We start from the raw sequence: 16,782 nt of genomic DNA on the forward strand, positions 1-16,782 counted from the left end.
TGAGCGACCCCAGCGGTGGGCGGGGCGGGGGCGCGGGGTGGGGTGGGGGCGCGGGGTGGGGTGGGGTGGGGCGTGACCTGTGGGGGGCGGGGGCGTTGGAGGTGTGGGCGGGGTTGTGCCTCGTGGGGCGGCCGGGCGGAGTGCGCAGGCTCGGGAAGTTTGACCGGGCGTTTGGCGGGGACCTGCTGCGCGACGCTTCTGCACCTTCTTCCGCGCCGTGCGGCGGCTCGGGGACGCGGCGGTCCGGGCTCAACGGCTGCCGGGCGAAGGATTGACGGGCGGCGACTCCGGGCATACAGCGCGGTGATGATGAAAGGAGGACAGCATGGCTGACGTGGCGAACACCCGCACATCCCGTACCGGGAGCGAGCCGTCCACCGCCGAGCTGGTGCAGCGGGCCACGGAGCAGGTTTCCCGCCTGGTCCGCGACGAACTGGCCCTGGCCCGGGCGGAGCTGACCCAGAAGGGCAAGCACGCCGGTATCGGCATCGGTCTCTTCGGCGGCGGCGGGGCGCTGGCGCTCTACGGCCTGGGTGCCCTGGTCGCCACCGCGATCCTGCTGCTCGACCTGGTGCTTCCGGCCTGGGCGGCGGCCCTGATCGTCGCGGTGGTGCTCTTCGCGATGGCCGGGGTCCTGGCCCTGGTGGGCAAGAAGCAGGTCAGCCAGGCGGTCCCGCCGGTGCCGCAGGCCGCGGTCCGTAGCGTCCGGGCGGACGTGGACACGGTCGCCGCCGCCGTGAAGGACAGGGGACGGGCATGACGACGGGCAACGGCCGGGGCACCGGCGACACCGAGGCGCTGCGGGAGGAGATCCGGCGGACCCGGGTCGAGCTGGGCGAGACGATGGAGGCGCTGGCGGCCAAGGCCGACGTCAAGGCGCGGCTGAGATCCTCCGCCGACCAGGCGAAGGAGCGGGTGCGGGACCAGACGGCGCAGACCGTGGCCCGGGTGCGCGGGCAGGCGGCGCAGAAGGCGCAGCTCGCGCGGGAGCAGGCGCAGGAGAAGGGCGCCGTCGTACGGCGTAACCCGACGCCGTTCGTCGCCCTCGCGGCGGGCGCGGTGGCGGCCGTGATCGTGTTGGTGATCGTGCGGGGGAGGCAGCGGTGAGCAGGGGTATCGGGAAGGCCGCGTACAAGCCGGTCGGCGTGCTGATGGGCATCGCCGCCGGAACGGTCGCGGGCGCGATCTTCCGGCAGGTGTGGAAGATGACGGCGGGCGACGGCGAGGCGCCCAGCGCCACCGACGAGGACCGCGGCTGGGGCGAGGTCCTGGCGGCGGCGGCGTTGCAGGGCGCCATCTTCGCGGTCGTCCGGGCCGCCGTCGACCGGGGTGGCGCGGTGGGCGTACGCCGGTTCACCGGAAGTTGGCCGGACTGAGGCGGACAACGACGAAAAGGATCCCCGTACCGGCGTGCTGGTGCGGGGGTCTTTTCGCACGGGTGCAAGGGCCCACCCAGCGGATCTTCGGCACCCGTCAGGTCACATGTCGAAGAATTTCGTCCGGTACTCTGTGCAGAGTTTTCGCTACGTGGTTTGCTGTTCCACGCTGTTGAGAGATGGCGTGGGTTGAGCGAAGTCTCCTTCGTGGGGGCCGCCTCAGGCACCGCTGCTCGAAAACGGCCAATCGGCCGCACGGCGTGCTCGGCCGCCAGTTTTAGAAGGAGATACACATGGCGCAGGGAACCGTGAAGTGGTTCAACGCAGACAAGGGCTTCGGCTTCATCACCGTCGACGGCGGGGGTGCTGACGTGTTCGTCCACTTCTCGGCCATCCAGACCAGCGGCTACCGCACGCTGGAGGAGAACCAGCGGGTGGAGTTCGAGATCGCCCAGGGTCAGAAGGGTCCGCAGGCCGAGCAGGTCCGCCCCATCTGAGCAGTGCCGGTCGGCAGCCGCCGGCCAGTGCGGTGATCCGGCGCCCGGATCACAGCGAAGCCCCGTATCCCGCCCGGGATGCGGGGCTTTCCGCGTTCACGGGGACCGCCCCCGCAGCCGGTACGCGAGCTGCCGGCGCCCGGCCTGTCGCTCGCCAACTGGCCGCCCACCGGGAGAGGCGAGTGGCGGACAACGCTCAGCGCCGCTTGCGGGCGTGCAGCCCGAACCAGAGCGCGACCAGCCCGGCCAGGACGACGACGGGCCCCAGCACGGCCCAGATCCGCTGGTCGGTCATCACGCTGCCCTCGACGTAGCCGAGGCCCTGCACCGTCCACACCGCACCGCCGACCACGGCGAGCAGGCCGAGGGTGAGCGGCAGCCAGCCCTTCATCGCGTCTTCCCTCCGTCGATCCCCGTCCGGGCCGCCCGACTCACCACCGGTCGTGCACCCGCGGACGGACCAGTTCGTCGTAGACCTCCGCCACCGCCGTCAGCTCCCGTCCGGAGAGCGGGGCCTGGCCGGCCACGGCGGCGTTGCCCCGGGCCTGGGTGGCGTCGCGGGCGCCGGGGATGACCACGGTGACGCCGGGCTGGTCGACGACCCAGCGCAGCGCGAACTGGGCCATCGTGCGCCCGTCGCCGACCAGCGGCGCCAGCCGGCGCACGGCGGCCAGGCCCAGCGCGAAGTCGACACCGGAGAAGGTCTCGCCCACGTCGAACGCCTCGCCGTGCCGGTTGTAGGTGCGGTGGTCGTCGGCGGCGAAGGTGGTGTGTTCGTCGTACCGGCCGGAGAGCAGCCCGCTGGCCAGCGGGACGCGGGCGACGACGCCGACCCCGGCGGCGGCAGCGGCCGGGAGCACCCGGTCGAGGGGCTTGTGCCGCAGGGCGTTGAGGATGATCTGGACGCTGGCCACCCCCGGCCGGGCGATGGCGGTGAGCGCCTGCTCGCAGGTCTCCACGCTGACCCCGTAGCCGGCGACGCGTTCCTCGGCGACCAGGGTGTCCAGCGCGTCGAAGACGGCGTCGTCGGCGAAGACGGCGGTGGGCGGGCAGTGCAGCTGCACCAGGTCGAGGGTGTCCGTGCCGAGGTTGCGCCGGGACCGGTCGGTCCACCCGCGGAAGTGCGCCAGGGTGTACGCCTCGGGCGTCTGCGCGACGCGGCGGCCCATCTTCGTGGCCACGGTCAGCCCGGCGTCGGGCCGGCTGCGCAGGAACCGCCCGATGAGCTGCTCGCTGCGCCCGTCGCCGTAGACGTCCGCCGTGTCGAGGAAGGTGACCCCCGACTCGACGGCGGCGGTCAGCACGGCGGTGGCGTCGGCCTCGCTGACCGTGCCCCAGTCCGCGCCGAGCTGCCAGGCGCCCAGCCCGATCACCCCGACGCGCCGCCCCAGCAGGGGGAAGGTGCGCTGCTCCATGGGACTGAGCCTAGTGATCGGCTTGTCCGGTCGCGCGGCGGGCCGTACGGTAAACAAGACGGACGTACGGTTTGGGAGGCGGCGATGTGGGATCCGACGACGTACCTGCGCTACGCCGACGGCGAAGGAGACTCCGGAGGCGCTGCCGACGGCCTCCGCGATCATCTCCGGCGAGGAGTCGAGGCCGGCGATCCGGCTGTCCGGCCACCGCGCGGCGAGGGTGGCGGTCAGGTTGCCCGGGCCGCAGCCGAGGTCGACCACCGCGCGCGGGCGCTCGGCCGGGACTCGGGCGAGCAGGTCGTGGAAGGGCCGGGAGCGCTCGTCGGCGATGTCCGGCACTGGCACCCGGAATCCGACGTGGACGTCGTGATCAGCAACGCCGTGCTCCAGTGGGTGCCCGGCCACCGGGAGCTGCTCACCCGCTGGGCCCGGGAACTGCCCGCCGGCGCCTGGCTGGCCGTGCAGGTGCCGGGCAACTTCGACGCCCCCTCGCACCGGGCGCTGCGCGAGGTCGCCGACCGTCCGGCGTGGCGTGCCGACGTCGCCCCGCTGCTGCGCCGGCCCCCGGCCGACGACACCGCCGTCGGCTACGCCGGGCTGCTGACCGGTGCCGGCTGCGCGGTGGACGCCTGGGAGACTACCTACGTGCACCTGCTGCCGGCCCGCGTCGACGCGGACCACCCCGTGCTGAGCTGGCTGGAGGGGACCGCGCTCCGGCCGGTCCGCGCGGCCCTGGACGCCGCCGGCTGGGCCGACTTCCGGGCCGAGCTGGGCGTACGACTCGCCGAGGCGTATCCGGTGCGGCACGCTCAGGTGCACTTCCCGTTCCGCCGCGTCTTCTTCGTCGCCCGCACCGGCGCCCGCGCAGAGGAGAACCAGTGACCGACCTGCAAACCTTCATCGCCGGACTGCCCAAGGTGGAGCTGCACGTGCACCACGTCGGCTCCGCCTCGCCCCGGATCGTCGCCGAGCTGGCCGCCCGCCACGAGGGCCGCAGCCCCGTGCCCGCCGACCCGGCCGCGCTCGCCGACTACTTCGCCTTCCGCGACTTCGCGCACTTCATCGAGGTCTACCTGAGCGTCGTGGACCTCATCCGCGACCCCGAGGACGTCTGGCTGCTCACCCACGAGGTCGCCCGCGAGCTGGCCCGCCAGCAGGTCCGCTACGCCGAGCTGACGGTCACGCCCTACTCGCACGTGCACCGGGGGATCCCCGCGCCCGCCTTCTGCGAGGCGATCGAGGACGCCCGCAAGCGGGCCGAGGCGGACTTCGGCATCGAGCTGCGCTGGTGCTTCGACATCCCCGGCGAGGCCGGCCTGCCGGCGGCCGAGGAGACGCTGCGCATCTCGCTCGAGGAGCGCCCGGACGGGCTGATCAGCTTCGGCCTCGGCGGCCCCGAGATCGGGGTGCCCCGGCCGCAGTTCAAGCCGTACTTCGACCGGGCCCGGGCGGCCGGGTTGCGCTCGGTGCCGCACGCCGGCGAGACCACCGGCCCGCAGACGGTCTGGGACGCGCTGCGCGACCTCGGCGCGGAGCGGATCGGGCACGGCATCTCCGCCGCGCGGGACCCGGAGCTGCTGGCCTACCTCGCCGAGCACCGCATCGGCATGGAGGTCTGCCCGACCTCCAACGTGCGTACCCGCGCGGTCGCCAGCATCGAGGAGCACCCGCTGCGGCAGTTGGTCGAGGCCGGCTTGCTGGTCACCATCAACTCCGACGACCCGCCGATGTTCGGCACCACCCTCGACGAGGAGTACGCCGTCGCGGCCCGGCTGCTCGACGTGGGCCCGGAGGGGCTGGCGGCGCTGGCCCGCGACGCGGTGACCGCCTCGTTCCTGGACCCGGCCGGCAAGCGGCGGATCACCGCCGAGATCGACGCCCACCTGGCCGCCGCCACCGGCTGAGCGCGGAGAGGGGGCGGCGCGCGGCGGGAGGAGGTGTGGGGGGACCAGAGTCTCCCGCCGCGCGCCCGGCTCCACCGGCCGGTGGGGTGCCCCGAGGCATTGACCGGTGGAACTGATGGGTTCGGATTCGATCCTGTCAGCGCCGGCCCGCTCGGGCACCACGGTTAACCACGATCTAAGGAAGACTTGCGCCGCCCCACAACCGGCCGCCGGACCGGGGCGCCCGGCCGGGCCGCGGCTCAGTCGTCGGTGGGCCGCTGGCGGGGCCAGCGGCGGCTGCCGGTCTTCTGCTCCCGGGCCATCCGGCCGACCAGACCGAACCGGCTGACCTGCCGGGGCGTCGCCTCCGGGTCGGCGAGCAGCATCACCACGCTCGCCCCGCCCAGCCGGGCCCGGTCGATGCTGACCGAGCCGTTCGCCTGCAACGCCACCCGCTTGGCGATGTCCAGCCCCAGCCCCGTCGAGCCCTGGTCGCTGGTGCCCCGGCGCAGCGCCCGGTCCGGGTGGGCGATCCCCGGGCCGGCGTCGTCGATCCGGATGGCCACGTATCCGTCGCGGCGCGAGACCGCCACCTCGAACGCGGTGCCCTGCGGGGTGTACCGGAAGACGTTGCCGATCACCGCGTCCAGCGCGGCGGCCAGCTCGGCCCGGGGCACCGGTGCCGGGATGCGCAGCTGGGCGCCGCTGACCCGGTGCGGCCGGTTCTGGTCGCCGGCCAGGGCGGCCCAGAACACCATCCGGTCCCGTACGACCTCGCTGACGTCGCACATCGCCGGCCCGGCCTCGTGCGCGATTGCCTTGCGGGTGGTCTTGATCAGCACGTCGATCTCGCCCTCGAGGGTGACGATCGCCTGCCGGATCCGGCGGATGCCGCGCCGCCGGTCCAGTTCCGCCTCGCTGAACGAGCCCACGCTGGTGTCGTCGGACTCCAGCGCCTCCGCGTCGAGCCGCAGCACCGTCAGCGGGGTGCGCAGCCGGTGCGACAGGTCGGCGACCAGCTCCCGCTCGTCGGTGCGGGCGGCGTCCAGCCGGTCGGCCATCCGGTTGAAGGCGTGCCCGGCCTCGGCCAGCTCCCGCGGGCCGCTCGGGTCGACGCGTACGCCCTGGTCGCCGTCGCCGATCGCGAGCGCCGCACGGACCAGGCCCCGGGCCGAGTCGACCGCGCGGGCGGCGACCCGGTCCACCACCAGCACCGCCGCGCCCACCAGGGCGGCGGCCACCCCGAGCAGCAGCAGCCACCGGCTGTTGCCGGCCAGCTCCGACTCGGGCACGAAGACCTCGACCACGGCCGTGGTGTCGCCGAGCACGACCGGGTCCAGCCGGAGCACGCCGCCCTCGACGTCGACGACCACGGAACGCCGCTCGGCCCGCGCGCGCTCGAGGCTTCCGGCGTCGGCCCGGCCCGCCGGCTCGTCCACCCCGAGCCCGTGCACGACCGGCCGGGTGGCCGGGTCGTCGCCGCTGGCCGCCACGACGCGCTGCACCACGGCGGGGTCGGTGCTGACGGCGAGCGCGCCGGTCACCAGCGCGCTGCGCCGGGCGGCGTCCGCGATGGCCTCCTCGCGCGCCCGGTCGGCGAGACCGAGGGCGAGCGGGACGAGGAACGCGAGCGCGACCAGGGCGCACATGCCGGCCGTGAGCAGGGCCAGCGACGGCCTCAGTCCGGCGCCACCAGCCGGAAGCCGACCCCCCGCACGGTGCGCAGGTAGCGCGGCTTCGCCGCGGACTCGCCCATTTTGCGGCGCAGCCAGTACAGGTGAACGTCGATGGTCTGGTCCTCGCCGACCGATGGCTGCCGCCATACCTCCTCCAGAAGCTCCCGGCGGGACACTACCCGGCCCGGCCGTGCGGCGAGATAGGCCAGCAGGTCGAATTCCTTGCGGGTCAGCGCCAGCGGCTCGCCGTCGAGGTGGGCGCTGCGCTCGCCGACGTCCACCCGCAGCCCGCCGACGCTGTGTACGGCCGGCTGCACCGTGCGGCTGGCCCGCCCGGCCCGGCGCAGCACGGTGGTGATCCGCGCGTCGAGGTGCGCGCCGGTGAACGGCTTGACCATGTAGTCGTCGGCCCCGGCGCGCAGCAGCCGCACCACGGACTGCTCGTCGTCGCGGGCGGTGGCGATGATGATCGGCACGTCGGTGATGCCCCGCAGCATGCGCAGCGCGTCCGAGCCGTCGAGGTCGGGCAGCCCGAGGTCGAGCACGACGAGGTCGGGGGTCTCGGCCGCCACCCGGCGCAGCGCGTCCAGCGCCGTGCCGACGGCGTGCACGGCGTGCCCCCGGTCGGCGAGGGATCGCAGCATCGCGCCGCGTACGACGTGATCGTCTTCGACCAGGAGCACGGTGGCCACAGCAAGACCGTACTCGCGGTGGCAAGTCGATCGCGTTTGCGGCGCACGCCGCAGAAGGGCAAGCTGGTACAACGATGTCCTTCACGCTCTTTCCCGACACCCGCCTCGCGCTGGCCCGGGACTCGCTCGCCGGCCTGTCGGTGGGCGACGCGCTCGGCTCACAGTTCTTCGTTCCCGGCCGGCATCCGGCCGACCTGGCCGCCGGGAAGCTGCCCCCACCGCCGTGGCAGTGGACCGACGACACCGAGATGGCCTGCTCGGTGGTCGCCGCCCTGGCCGAGACCGGCCGGATCGACCGGGACGCGCTCGCCGCGGCCTTCGCCGAGCGCTGCGAGCCCTACCGGGGGTACGGGCCGGGCGCGGTGACCATCCTGCGGCTGATCCGCACCGGCACGCCGTGGCCGGTGGCGGCCGCCTCGGCCTTCGACGGCCAGGGCTCCTGCGGCAACGGCGCGGCGATGCGGGTCGGCCCGCTGGGCGCGTGGTACGCCGACTCCACCGCGCGGGCGGCGGCGCAGGCCCGGGCGTCGGCGGAGGTGACCCACGCGCACCCGGAAGGCGTCGCCGGCGCGGTCGCGGTGGCGGTGGCCGCGTCGCTGGCCGCCCGCGCCCGCCTCGACGGCCACCGGCCCGCCCCGGAGCGGCTGCTGGCCGGCGTCACCGCCGCGCTGGACCCGGCCACGGAGGTGCACCGGGGCGTACGCCGGGCCGCCGGGCTGCTCGACCGTTCGGTCGCCGAGGCCGCCGACGTGCTCGGCAACGGCTCCCGGGTCACCGCCCAGGACACCGTCGCCTTCACCTGCTGGGCGGCCGCCGTGCACCTGGACGACTACCCGGCGGCGGTCCGCGCGTGCGTCGAGGCCGGCGGGGACGTCGACACCACCGCCGCCATCGTCGGGGCGGTGGTGGCCGCGCACACCGGCGTCGGCACGCCGGGCGGGGTGCCGACCGACTGGCTGGCCGCCCGCGAGCCCCTGCCGGACTGGGCCGGCCGACCGCCGCCCCGGTCCACGGCCCGCCGCCCGCCCCGCTCAGCGGGCGGCGACCGGCCTGCCCGGCGACTACGCCCCGGCGGCGGCCGGCCCGGGCCCGTCCGGGTCGGTCCGGGCCGTCGGGTCCTCCCGCAGCACCGACAGGTCGACCGGCTCGGCCGGCTCGCGGCGGCGCCAGCGGCTGACCAGCCAGCCGATCGCCGCGCCCCCGCCGAGGCCGGCGAGCAGCCCGGCGGCCAGCATCCCGTCCGCGTTCCCGCCGCCGCCCGGGGCGTCGCTGGCCGCCGGCACACCGGCCGCCCGGGCCCTCGCCGCCGGGGCGTCGCCCGCCGCCGGCCCACCCGCCGCCCGGGCCCCCGTGGCCGGGACGTCGCCCGCCCCGCCAACCGGCGCACCGGCCGCCGGGGCGGCGCCGTGACCGCCGTGCCCGGCCGCCGCGCCGGGGGCCGCCGGCAGCAGGGTGAGCGCCGGCGCCCGGCGAGCCCCGGTCGGCCCGGCCCAGCGCACCACCGTGCCGTCGGCGTACGTGCGCAGCACCTCGAAGGCGAGCCGGTCGGTCTGCGGCAACGGCCCCATCGACAGGGTGAGCCGGGCCGGGCCGGGAGCCGTGCCGGGCATCCGGACCCAGGTCACCGCGCTGGTCACCTCGTCGACCCGGGACGAGTGGATGCCGGCGACCGGCTGGTCGAGCCTGCGGGAGGTGATCCGGGGCGCCCAGCCGGGCACCGACATCGGATAGACCTCGGCGATCGGGGCGTCGGCCGGCAGCCGGATCTCGATCCGCTCGGCGCGGGCGCCCGGCAGTTCGTCGGGCACCACGAACTCCAGCTTCACCGAACCGCCCTGCCGCGCCTGCGTCGGGCTGGTCGTCACGTCGGCCGCGTACGCCGGGGCGGGCCAGGTCAGCACCCCGGCCGCCGCCAGGGCGGCCACCGTCGCGGCCCGGCGCCGGGACTCGGGCCGCACACCGTGCATCGTCGCCATCGTCGGTCCCATCCGTCTCCACGGGGCCGGCACCGGTTCCGGCCACATCCGGTAGTTCGGATCCGGGGACGCAAAGGTTCAACGCAGGGCTCAGGACGCCGGCCGGACCCGGCGCGCCCGGCCCGTCCCGGGGTGCCGGCGGGGCGGCGCCCGTCCCACGGACCCTGGGGGCGGTGGCGTCGGCGACCGTGCCGGCGGGGGCGACCGATAGCATCGCAGGAGCCGAACGTTCGGCGTCATCCGTGCCGTCTGCTGGAGGAGTCACCGTGTCCGCACCCCGTACCCCCGCCGTGGCCGACCCCGTCGTCGTCGCCGCCGGGACCACGGCGGCCGACGCGGTGGCCGCGGCCGGTCTGCCCGCGTCCGGCCCGAAGGCGATCGTGGTGGTCCGCGACCCGCAGGGCCAGCTGCGCGACCTGGACTGGGCCCCGCAGGCCGACACCGAGGTCGAGCCGGTCAGCCTCGACTCGCCGGACGGGCTCGACGTGCTGCGGCACTCCTGCGCGCACGTGCTCGCCCAGGCCGTGCAGGACGTCTTCCCGGAGGCCAAGCTCGGCATCGGCCCGCCCATCGAGAACGGCTTCTACTACGACTTCGCCGTCGACAAGCCGTTCCAGCCGGACGACCTCGGCAAGCTCGAGAAGCGGATGCAGGAGATCGTCAAGTCCGGCCAGCGGTTCCGCCGCCGGCGCTTCGGCAGCCTCGACGAGGCGAAGGCCGAGCTGGCCGCCGAGCCGTTCAAGCTGGAGCTCATCGACGTCAAGGGCGAGGGGCTGGACACCTCCGAGGTGATGGAGGTGGGCGGCGGCGAGCTGACCATCTACGACAACCTCGCCGCCAACGAGGACAAGGTCTGCTGGTCGGACCTGTGCCGCGGCCCGCACCTGCCGAACACCCGGCTGATCGGCGCGTTCAAGCTGATGCGCTCGGCCGCCGCGTACTGGCGCGGGTCGGAGAGGAACCCGCAGCTCCAGCGGGTCTACGGCACCGCCTGGCCGACCCGGGACGAGCTGAAGGCGTACCTGAAGCTGCTGGAGGAGGCCGCGCGGCGCGACCACCGCAAGCTCGGCGTGGACCTGGACCTGTTCAGCTTCCCCGACGAGCTGGGTTCGGGCCTGGCGGTCTTCCACCCCAAGGGCGGCATCATCCGCCGGGAGATGGAGAACTACTCGCGCATCAAGCACGAGCAGGCCGGCTACGCCTTCGTCAACACCCCGCACATCACCAAGGGCCACCTGTACGAGGTCTCCGGGCACCTGGACTGGTATGCCGACGGCATGTTCCCGCCCATGGAGGTCGATGGCGCGAGCTACTACCTCAAGCCGATGAACTGCCCGATGCACGACCTGATCTTCCGGTCCCGGGGGCGGTCCTACCGCGAGCTGCCGCTGCGGATGTTCGAGTTCGGCACGGTCTACCGCTACGAGAAGTCCGGCGTGGTGCACGGCCTGACCCGGGTACGCGGCATGACCCAGGACGACGCGCACATCTTCTGCACCGAGGAGCAGATGGCGGGCGAGCTGAAGTCGCTGCTCGTCTTCGTGCTCGAACTGCTGCGTGACTACGGCCTGGACGACTTCTACCTGGAACTGTCCACCCGCAACCCGGAGAAGTCGGTCGGCACCGACGAGAACTGGGAGCGGGCCACCGAGGCCCTGCGCTCCGCCGCCGAGGAGTCCGGGCTGGACCTGGTGCCCGACCCGGGTGGCGCGGCCTTCTACGGCCCGAAGATCTCGGTGCAGGCCAAGGACGCCATCGGCCGGACCTGGCAGATGTCCACCATCCAGGTCGACTTCAACCTGCCGGAGCGCTTCGGGCTGGAGTACCAGGCCGCCGACGGGACCCGGCAGCGGCCGGTGATGATCCACCGGGCGCTCTTCGGCTCGATCGAGCGCTTCTTCGGGGTGCTCACCGAGCACTACGCGGGCGCGTTCCCGGCGTGGCTGGCCCCGGTGCAGGTGGTCGGCATCCCGATCCGCGAGGACCACACCGACTACCTGCACGGCTTCGTCGCCGCGCTGCGCGCCGAGGGCGTCCGCGCCCAGGTCGACGCGGGCGACGACCGGATGCAGAAGAAGATCCGCACCGCCCAGCAGCAGAAGGTCCCGTTCATGGTGATCGCCGGCGACGACGACGTGGCGGCCGGCACCGTCTCGTTCCGCTACCGGGACGGCTCGCAGCGCAACGGCGTGCCGGTCGCCGACGCCGTGGCCCACGTGCTCGACGTGGTCGGCTCCCGCACCAACGTCGGCCCGTCCGCCGCCTGACCCGCGACGCACCGAAGGCCCCCCGCGACGCGGGGGGCCTTCGTCATGGGGTCGTCAGGTGTCAGATCCCGCAGCTCGGCGCGGACCAGCCGCCGACCGCCCCGACGTGGGTGTGGTCGTTGTGGCCCGGGTAGCCGGGGCCGAGGATGTTGCCGAAGCCGTGGTAGCGGGCCTGCTGGGCGAGGCGGCAGAACGAGGGCGACCCGACCAGGTCGACGCCGTCGCCGTAGAGGTGCCGGCTGTTGGAGGCGCCGCCGACCGCGCTGTTGCAGGAGTAGCTGCGGAAGCCGCTGCTGATGTTGATCGACACGCTGCCGAGGGCCTTGCGCATGGCCTGGAGCTTCCACATCGACACCAGCGCGTTGAACCGGGCGGTGCTCGCGGAGACCGCGCCGCCGGACCAGGTGCTGTTGCACCGGTTCAGCTCGGCGTAGGTGAAGTTGACCGGGGTGCAGTCGTCGTCCTGGAGCGCGTAGAGAGTGTTGAAGGTCTGCGGGCCGGCCACGCCGTCGGCGCTCAGGCCGTACGCCTGCTGGAAGCGGATCACGGCGGACCGGGTGGCCGGGCCGAACGCCCCGTCGAGGCCGAGCACCGCGTTGTAGCCGGGGTAGCCGGCGAGCCGGATCTGCAGCTGCCGGACGTCCTCGCCGGCCGCCCCCTGCGCCAGGGTGCGTCCCCAGGTGTAGCAGCCGTCCGCCTGCGCGGGGCTGCTGGTCGCCACCACGCCCACGAGGGCGGTGGAGGCGGCGAGCGCGCAGGCGGCGAGCGCCCGGCCAAAGCGGCGGAATGCGGTTCTCACGATGGGCTCCCATCGACAGGGGATGATGTGTGTGGATGGATTCTTCATTCACGTTCATCAGTTCGTCAAGAACCTTCACCCCCTATCCGTCCCCCTGAACGCGATCCGGGCCCCAGGGGGGCGTCGGGGGCGGGCGCGGACCGGCGTACGGCGTCCGGAGCGACCGTCGCCGGGAACGTAGGATCGGTGGCGTGACTGGGGTGGAACGGCACATGGACAGCGGCATGGCCGACGGCCTGGAGCGGCTCTGGACTCCGCACCGGATGACCTACATCTCCGGGGAGGACCGGCCCGAGGGCGGCTACGAGCGGCCCGCCGGCTGCCCGTTCTGCCGGGCCCCGGGGCTGGCGCCGGAGGAGAGCCTGGTGGTGGCCCGGGGCGAGCACGTGTTCGCGGTGCTCAACCTCTATCCCTACAACCCCGGGCACCTGCTGGTCTGCCCCTACCGGCACGTGGCCGACTACACCGAGCTGGACTTGGCCGAGACCACCGAACTGGCGGCGTTCACCCAGACCGCCATGCGGGTGGTGCGCAAGGTGAGCAACGCGCACGGGTTCAACCTGGGCATGAACCAGGGCGGCGTGGCCGGCGCGGGCATCGCCGCGCACCTGCACCAGCACGTGGTGCCCCGCTGGGGCGGCGACGCCAACTTCATGCCCGTGATCGGGCAGACGAAGGTCCTGCCGCAACTGCTCACCGACACCCGCGACCTGTTCACCAGGGCCTGGCCGACCTAGACCGACCCTCGCTCTTTCCGGCGGTCCGTGACGGTGTGCGGCTCCGCCTGCCGGGGCCCCTCCCCGCCCGCCGGCCCCGCTCCCGCACCGATCGACACCCCCGAGAAGAGTCCGGGCCGGTCGACGGCTGCGGGCGGTCGTGTCGTCGGTGGACTTCCTGTCCCAGGCCGGGCGCGAGGTGGCACGATCTGTCGATGGCAGTGACGACGCGGACGTTGGGCCGCAGCGGCATCGAGGTCAGCGCCCTCGGCATGGGGTGCTGGGCGATCGGCGGCCCCTGGGCCGAGGGCAGCCAGCCGCTGGGCTGGGGCGCCGTCGACGACGACGAGTCGGTCCGCGCGATCCGGCACGCGCTCGACCTCGGCGTGACGCTCTTCGACACCGCCGACACCTACGGGGCCGGGCACGGCGAGCGGGTGCTCGGCCGGGCCCTCGCCGGCCGGCGCGACGAGGCCGTGATCGCCACCAAGTGGGGCTGGACCTTCGACGAGGCCACCCGCCAGGCCACCGGCGAGGACCCGTCCCCGGCGTACCTGCGGCGGGCCGTCGCGCACTCGCTGCGCCGGTTGGGCACCGACCGGATCGACCTCTACCAGCTGCACCTGGCGGACCTGCCGGTGCCGCGGGCCGAGGCGCTCGTCGGCACCCTGGAGGACCTGGTCGCCGAAGGGCTGATCCGGGCGTACGGCTGGAGCACCGACCGCCCCGACCGGGCCGCGGCGTTCGGGCGGGACGCCCGGCACGCCACCGCCGTGCAGCACACGCTGTCGGTGCTCCGGGACGCCCCCGAACTGCTCGCCGTCTGCGACAAGTACGACCTCGCCAGCGTCAACCGGGGACCGCTGGGCATGGGCCTGCTCTCCGGCAAGTACACGGCCGGCTCCACGCTGCCCCGCGACGACGTGCGCGGGGTCGCCCCCGGTTGGCTGGAGTGGTTCCGGGGCGGCCGGCCGGCGCCGGAGTGGCTGCGCCGCGTCACCGCCGTGCGGGCGGCGTTGACCGCTGACGGGCGTACCCTCGCCCAGGGCGCGCTCGGGTGGCTCTGGGCGCGCAGCGAGCGCACCGTCCCGATCCCCGGCTGCCGCACCGTGGCCCAGGTGGAGGAGAACGCCGGAGCCCTGCGCCGGGGTCCGCTGCCGGCCGACCAGTTCGCCGAGGTGGAGCGCCAGTTGGCCGCGCTGCGCTCGGCCGCCCTCCGCGACGCCGACCGCCCCTACCGGCCGAGCCCCCTGCCCCCCACCGCCCGCCCCTGACCCGTCCCCGGCCGGGGACCGGTTGCCCGCCGGTGCTCAGGGGTGGGCGGGGTGTTCCTTGCGCAGTTGGTCGGCCAGGTGGGCGGGCATCGGGTCGTAGCGGACGAAGTGGCGGCGGAACGTGCCGGTGCCCGACGTCATGGAGCGCAGCTCGACCGCGTAGCGGAGCAGCTCGGTGGCGGGTACCTCGGCGCGGACCACGGTGCGCCCCTCGGCCTCGGGGTCGGCCTCGGTGCCGAGCACCCGGCCGCGCCGGCCGGACAGGTCGCCCAGCACCGCGCCCACCGAGGAGTCGGGCACCCGGACCGCCACCTCGTCGATCGGCTCCAGCAGCGCCGGCTGCCCCTTCCCGGCGGCGTCGCGCAGGGCGAGGGCGCCGGCGGTCTGGAAGGCCGCGTCGGAGGAGTCGACGCTGTGCGCCTTCCCGTCGACGAGGGTCACCCGCAGGTCCACCACCGGGTGGCCGGCGACCAGGCCGCGTTCCATCTGGGCGCGGACGCCCTTCTCGACGGAGGGGACGTAGTTGTGCGGCACCGCCCCGCCGACCACCCGGTCGACGAACTCGAATCCGGCGCCGGGCGGCAGCGGCTCGACCTCGATGTCGCAGACGGCGTACTGGCCGTGGCCGCCGGACTGCTTGACGTGCCGGCCGTGCCCCTTCGCCGCGACGGTCAGCGTCTCGCGCAGCGCGACCCGGACGGGCTCGGTGTCCAGCTCCACCCCGCCGGCGCGCAGGCGCTCCAGCACCACGTCGGCGTGCGCCTCACCCATGCACCAGAGCACCAGCTGGTGGGTCTCCGGGTTGCGCTCCAGCCGCATGGTGGGGTCGCCGGCGACCAGGCGGGCCAGGTTGCGCGCGAGGGCGTCCTCGTCGGCGCGGCTGCGGGCCACGACGGCCACCGGCAGCAGCGGCTCGGGCATCTCCCAGGGGGCGATCAGCAGCGGGTCGTCCTTGGCGGAGACGGTGTCGCCGGTCTCCGCGCTGCCCGACTTGGTGATCGCGCAGATGTCGCCGGCCACGCAGACGCCCACCTCGCGCAGGCTCGCGCCCAGCGGCGTGTAGATGTGGCCGACCCGCTCGTCGGCGTCGTGGTCGGGGTGGCCGCGCTCGGCCATGCCGTGCCCGGAGACGTGCACGGTCTGCTCGGGACGCAGGGTGCCGGAGAAGACCCGGACCAGGGAGACCCGGCCGACGTGCCGGTCCACGGTCGTCTTGACCACCTCGGCGACCAGCGGGCCGTCCGGGTCGCAGGTCAGCGGCGGCCGGGGGGAGCCGTCCACCCCGGCGACCGCCGGCAGCTCGTGCTCCAGCGGCGAGGGGAAGCCGGCGGTGAGCACCTCCAGCAGCGCGTCCAGCCCCACGCCGGTCTCGGCGCAGACCGGCACCACCGGGTAGAAGTGGCCGCGGGCGACCGCCTTCTCCAGGTCGTCGACGAGCACGTCGGTGCCGATCTCCTCCCCGTCGAGGTAGCGGTCCATCAGGGACTCGTCCTCGCTCTCGGCGATGATCCCCTCGATCAGCTCGTCGCGGGACTCGACGATGGCGGGCAGGTGCTGCGGGTCCGGCTCGCGTACCTCGGCCGGCAGGCCGGCGGTGTAGTCGAAGACCCGGCGGGTGATCAGGCCGAGCAGGCCGACGGTGGAGATCCCGTCGTCGCCGAGCATCGGCAGGTAGAGCGGGAGCACGTTGTCGCCGAAGACCCGCTGGCACAGCGCCACGGCCTCGTCGAAGTCGGCGCGCGGGTGGTCCAGCCGGGCCACGGCCACCGCCCGGGGCATGTCGACCGCCGCGCACTCCTCCCAGAGGGCGGCGGTGGCGGCGTCCATCCCGTCGACGGCGGAGACCACGAACAGCGCCGCGTCGGCGGCCCGCAGACCTGCCCGCAGCTCGCCCACGAAGTCGGCGTAGCCGGGGGTGTCGAGCAGGTTGACCTTGATCCCGCCGTGCAGCAGCGGGGCGCAGGCCAGGCTCACCGAGCGCTGCTGGCGTACGGCTGCCGGGTCGTGGTCGCAGACGGTGGTGCCGTCGGCGACGTCGCCGGCCCGGCCGATCGTGCCGCTCGCCGCGAGCAGCGCCTCGACCAGGGTCGTCTTGCCCGCCCCGGAGTGCCCGACGAGCACCACGTTGCGGATCCTGCCGGGCTCGGTCACCACCGGCGCGCCGCCGGCGGCCCCCTTCTCCTGACTCTTCTGCGCCATGGGGCGCACCTC

General features: G+C 74.6%; 15 protein-coding genes and 2 pseudogenes. 10 read left to right on the plus strand and 7 right to left on the minus strand.

What is annotated here, in order from left to right; translation table 11 throughout:
* The first annotated feature begins 325 nt into the window (after positions 1 to 325).
* From RM555_RS27590 to RM555_RS27605, 4 genes are all read left to right on the plus strand, one after another.
* On the plus strand, positions 326 to 760 hold the full coding sequence (locus tag RM555_RS27590) for a phage holin family protein (RefSeq protein ID WP_311414462.1): 435 nt from the start codon (positions 326 to 328) through the stop codon (positions 758 to 760).
* Positions 757 to 1,107 (plus strand): DUF3618 domain-containing protein, encoded by a 351-nt coding sequence (locus tag RM555_RS27595; RefSeq protein ID WP_311414463.1) that lies wholly within the window; start codon positions 757 to 759, stop codon positions 1,105 to 1,107. The genes RM555_RS27590 and RM555_RS27595 overlap by 4 nt, the downstream gene beginning before the upstream one ends.
* Complete coding sequence (locus RM555_RS27600; RefSeq protein WP_089001055.1) at positions 1,104 to 1,376, plus strand: DUF4235 domain-containing protein; 273 nt, start codon at positions 1,104 to 1,106, stop codon at positions 1,374 to 1,376. Before RM555_RS27595 ends, RM555_RS27600 begins: the two co-directional genes overlap by 4 nt.
* A 293-nt stretch (positions 1,377 to 1,669) precedes the next feature.
* Positions 1,670 to 1,873 carry a cold-shock protein gene (locus tag RM555_RS27605; RefSeq protein WP_007075740.1) on the plus strand — a complete coding sequence of 68 codons (204 nt, stop codon included), beginning with the start codon at positions 1,670 to 1,672 and terminating at the stop codon, positions 1,871 to 1,873.
* 196 nt (positions 1,874 to 2,069) lie between these two features.
* Here RM555_RS27605 and RM555_RS27610 read toward each other — a convergent pair whose 3' ends face one another.
* Both RM555_RS27610 and RM555_RS27615 read right to left on the minus strand, forming a co-directional pair.
* Positions 2,070 to 2,264, minus strand: a complete 195-nt coding sequence (locus tag RM555_RS27610) for a hypothetical protein (RefSeq protein ID WP_151456903.1) — start codon at positions 2,262 to 2,264, stop codon at positions 2,070 to 2,072.
* A gap of 40 nt (positions 2,265 to 2,304) precedes the next feature.
* A pseudogene (locus tag RM555_RS27615) lies at positions 2,305 to 3,489 on the minus strand (aldo/keto reductase); the annotation flags it as partial.
* On the opposite strand from RM555_RS27615, the gene RM555_RS27625 reads away from it, so the two are divergent.
* Together RM555_RS27625 and RM555_RS27630 are read left to right on the plus strand one after the other, a co-directional pair.
* The gene (locus tag RM555_RS27625; protein WP_396888853.1) at positions 3,373 to 4,170 is read left to right on the plus strand and encodes a class I SAM-dependent methyltransferase; all 798 of its coding nucleotides are present in this window, start codon (positions 3,373 to 3,375) and stop codon (positions 4,168 to 4,170) included. The pseudogene RM555_RS27615 and the gene RM555_RS27625 overlap by 117 nt on opposite strands.
* The gene (locus RM555_RS27630; RefSeq protein ID WP_311414464.1) at positions 4,167 to 5,192 is read left to right on the plus strand and encodes an adenosine deaminase; all 1,026 of its coding nucleotides are present in this window, start codon (positions 4,167 to 4,169) and stop codon (positions 5,190 to 5,192) included. Before RM555_RS27625 ends, RM555_RS27630 begins: the two co-directional genes overlap by 4 nt.
* 239 nt (positions 5,193 to 5,431) lie before the next feature.
* Here RM555_RS27630 and RM555_RS27635 read toward each other — a convergent pair whose 3' ends face one another.
* Both RM555_RS27635 and RM555_RS27640 read right to left on the minus strand, forming a co-directional pair.
* Positions 5,432 to 6,820, minus strand: a complete 1,389-nt coding sequence (locus RM555_RS27635; protein ID WP_311414465.1) for a HAMP domain-containing sensor histidine kinase — start codon at positions 6,818 to 6,820, stop codon at positions 5,432 to 5,434.
* A gap of 29 nt (positions 6,821 to 6,849) precedes the next feature.
* Positions 6,850 to 7,539 (minus strand): response regulator transcription factor, encoded by a 690-nt coding sequence (locus RM555_RS27640; RefSeq protein ID WP_089001050.1) that lies wholly within the window; start codon positions 7,537 to 7,539, stop codon positions 6,850 to 6,852.
* A gap of 74 nt (positions 7,540 to 7,613) precedes the next feature.
* Between RM555_RS27640 and RM555_RS27645 the strand changes: the two are divergent.
* Positions 7,614 to 8,525, plus strand: a pseudogene (locus RM555_RS27645) (ADP-ribosylglycohydrolase family protein); the annotation flags it as partial.
* A 75-nt stretch (positions 8,526 to 8,600) separates the two neighbouring features.
* Here RM555_RS27645 and RM555_RS27650 read toward each other — a convergent pair.
* Complete coding sequence (locus tag RM555_RS27650) at positions 8,601 to 9,506, minus strand: YcnI family protein (RefSeq protein ID WP_311414466.1); 906 nt, start codon at positions 9,504 to 9,506, stop codon at positions 8,601 to 8,603.
* Positions 9,507 to 9,781: 275 nt separating this feature from the next.
* On the opposite strand from RM555_RS27650, the gene thrS reads away from it, so the two are divergent.
* A complete protein-coding gene (gene thrS, locus RM555_RS27655) occupies positions 9,782 to 11,782 on the plus strand; it encodes a threonine--tRNA ligase (protein WP_311414467.1) in 2,001 nt (666 codons plus the stop codon).
* A 61-nt stretch (positions 11,783 to 11,843) separates the two neighbouring features.
* Here the strand turns inward: thrS and RM555_RS27660 are convergent, their stop codons facing one another.
* Positions 11,844 to 12,581, minus strand: coding sequence for a D-Ala-D-Ala carboxypeptidase family metallohydrolase (locus tag RM555_RS27660; RefSeq protein ID WP_311414468.1), 738 nt, complete (start codon positions 12,579 to 12,581; stop codon positions 11,844 to 11,846).
* A 224-nt stretch (positions 12,582 to 12,805) separates the two neighbouring features.
* On the opposite strand from RM555_RS27660, the gene RM555_RS27665 reads away from it, so the two are divergent.
* A complete protein-coding gene (locus tag RM555_RS27665) occupies positions 12,806 to 13,318 on the plus strand; it encodes an HIT family protein (RefSeq protein ID WP_199729380.1) in 513 nt (170 codons plus the stop codon).
* A 194-nt stretch (positions 13,319 to 13,512) separates the two neighbouring features.
* Positions 13,513 to 14,571 carry an aldo/keto reductase gene (locus tag RM555_RS27670; protein ID WP_311414469.1) on the plus strand — a complete coding sequence of 353 codons (1,059 nt, stop codon included), beginning with the start codon at positions 13,513 to 13,515 and terminating at the stop codon, positions 14,569 to 14,571.
* Between the two features lie 36 nt (positions 14,572 to 14,607).
* On the opposite strand, the gene RM555_RS27675 is transcribed toward RM555_RS27670, so the two are convergent.
* Positions 14,608 to 16,770, minus strand: a complete 2,163-nt coding sequence (locus RM555_RS27675; protein ID WP_311414470.1) for an elongation factor G-like protein EF-G2 — start codon at positions 16,768 to 16,770, stop codon at positions 14,608 to 14,610.
* Positions 16,771 to 16,782: the final 12 nt, after the last annotated feature.

The sequence above is a fragment of the Micromonospora reichwaldensis genome, assembly GCF_031845925.1.
GTDB lineage: Bacteria > Actinomycetota > Actinomycetes > Mycobacteriales > Micromonosporaceae > Micromonospora > Micromonospora reichwaldensis.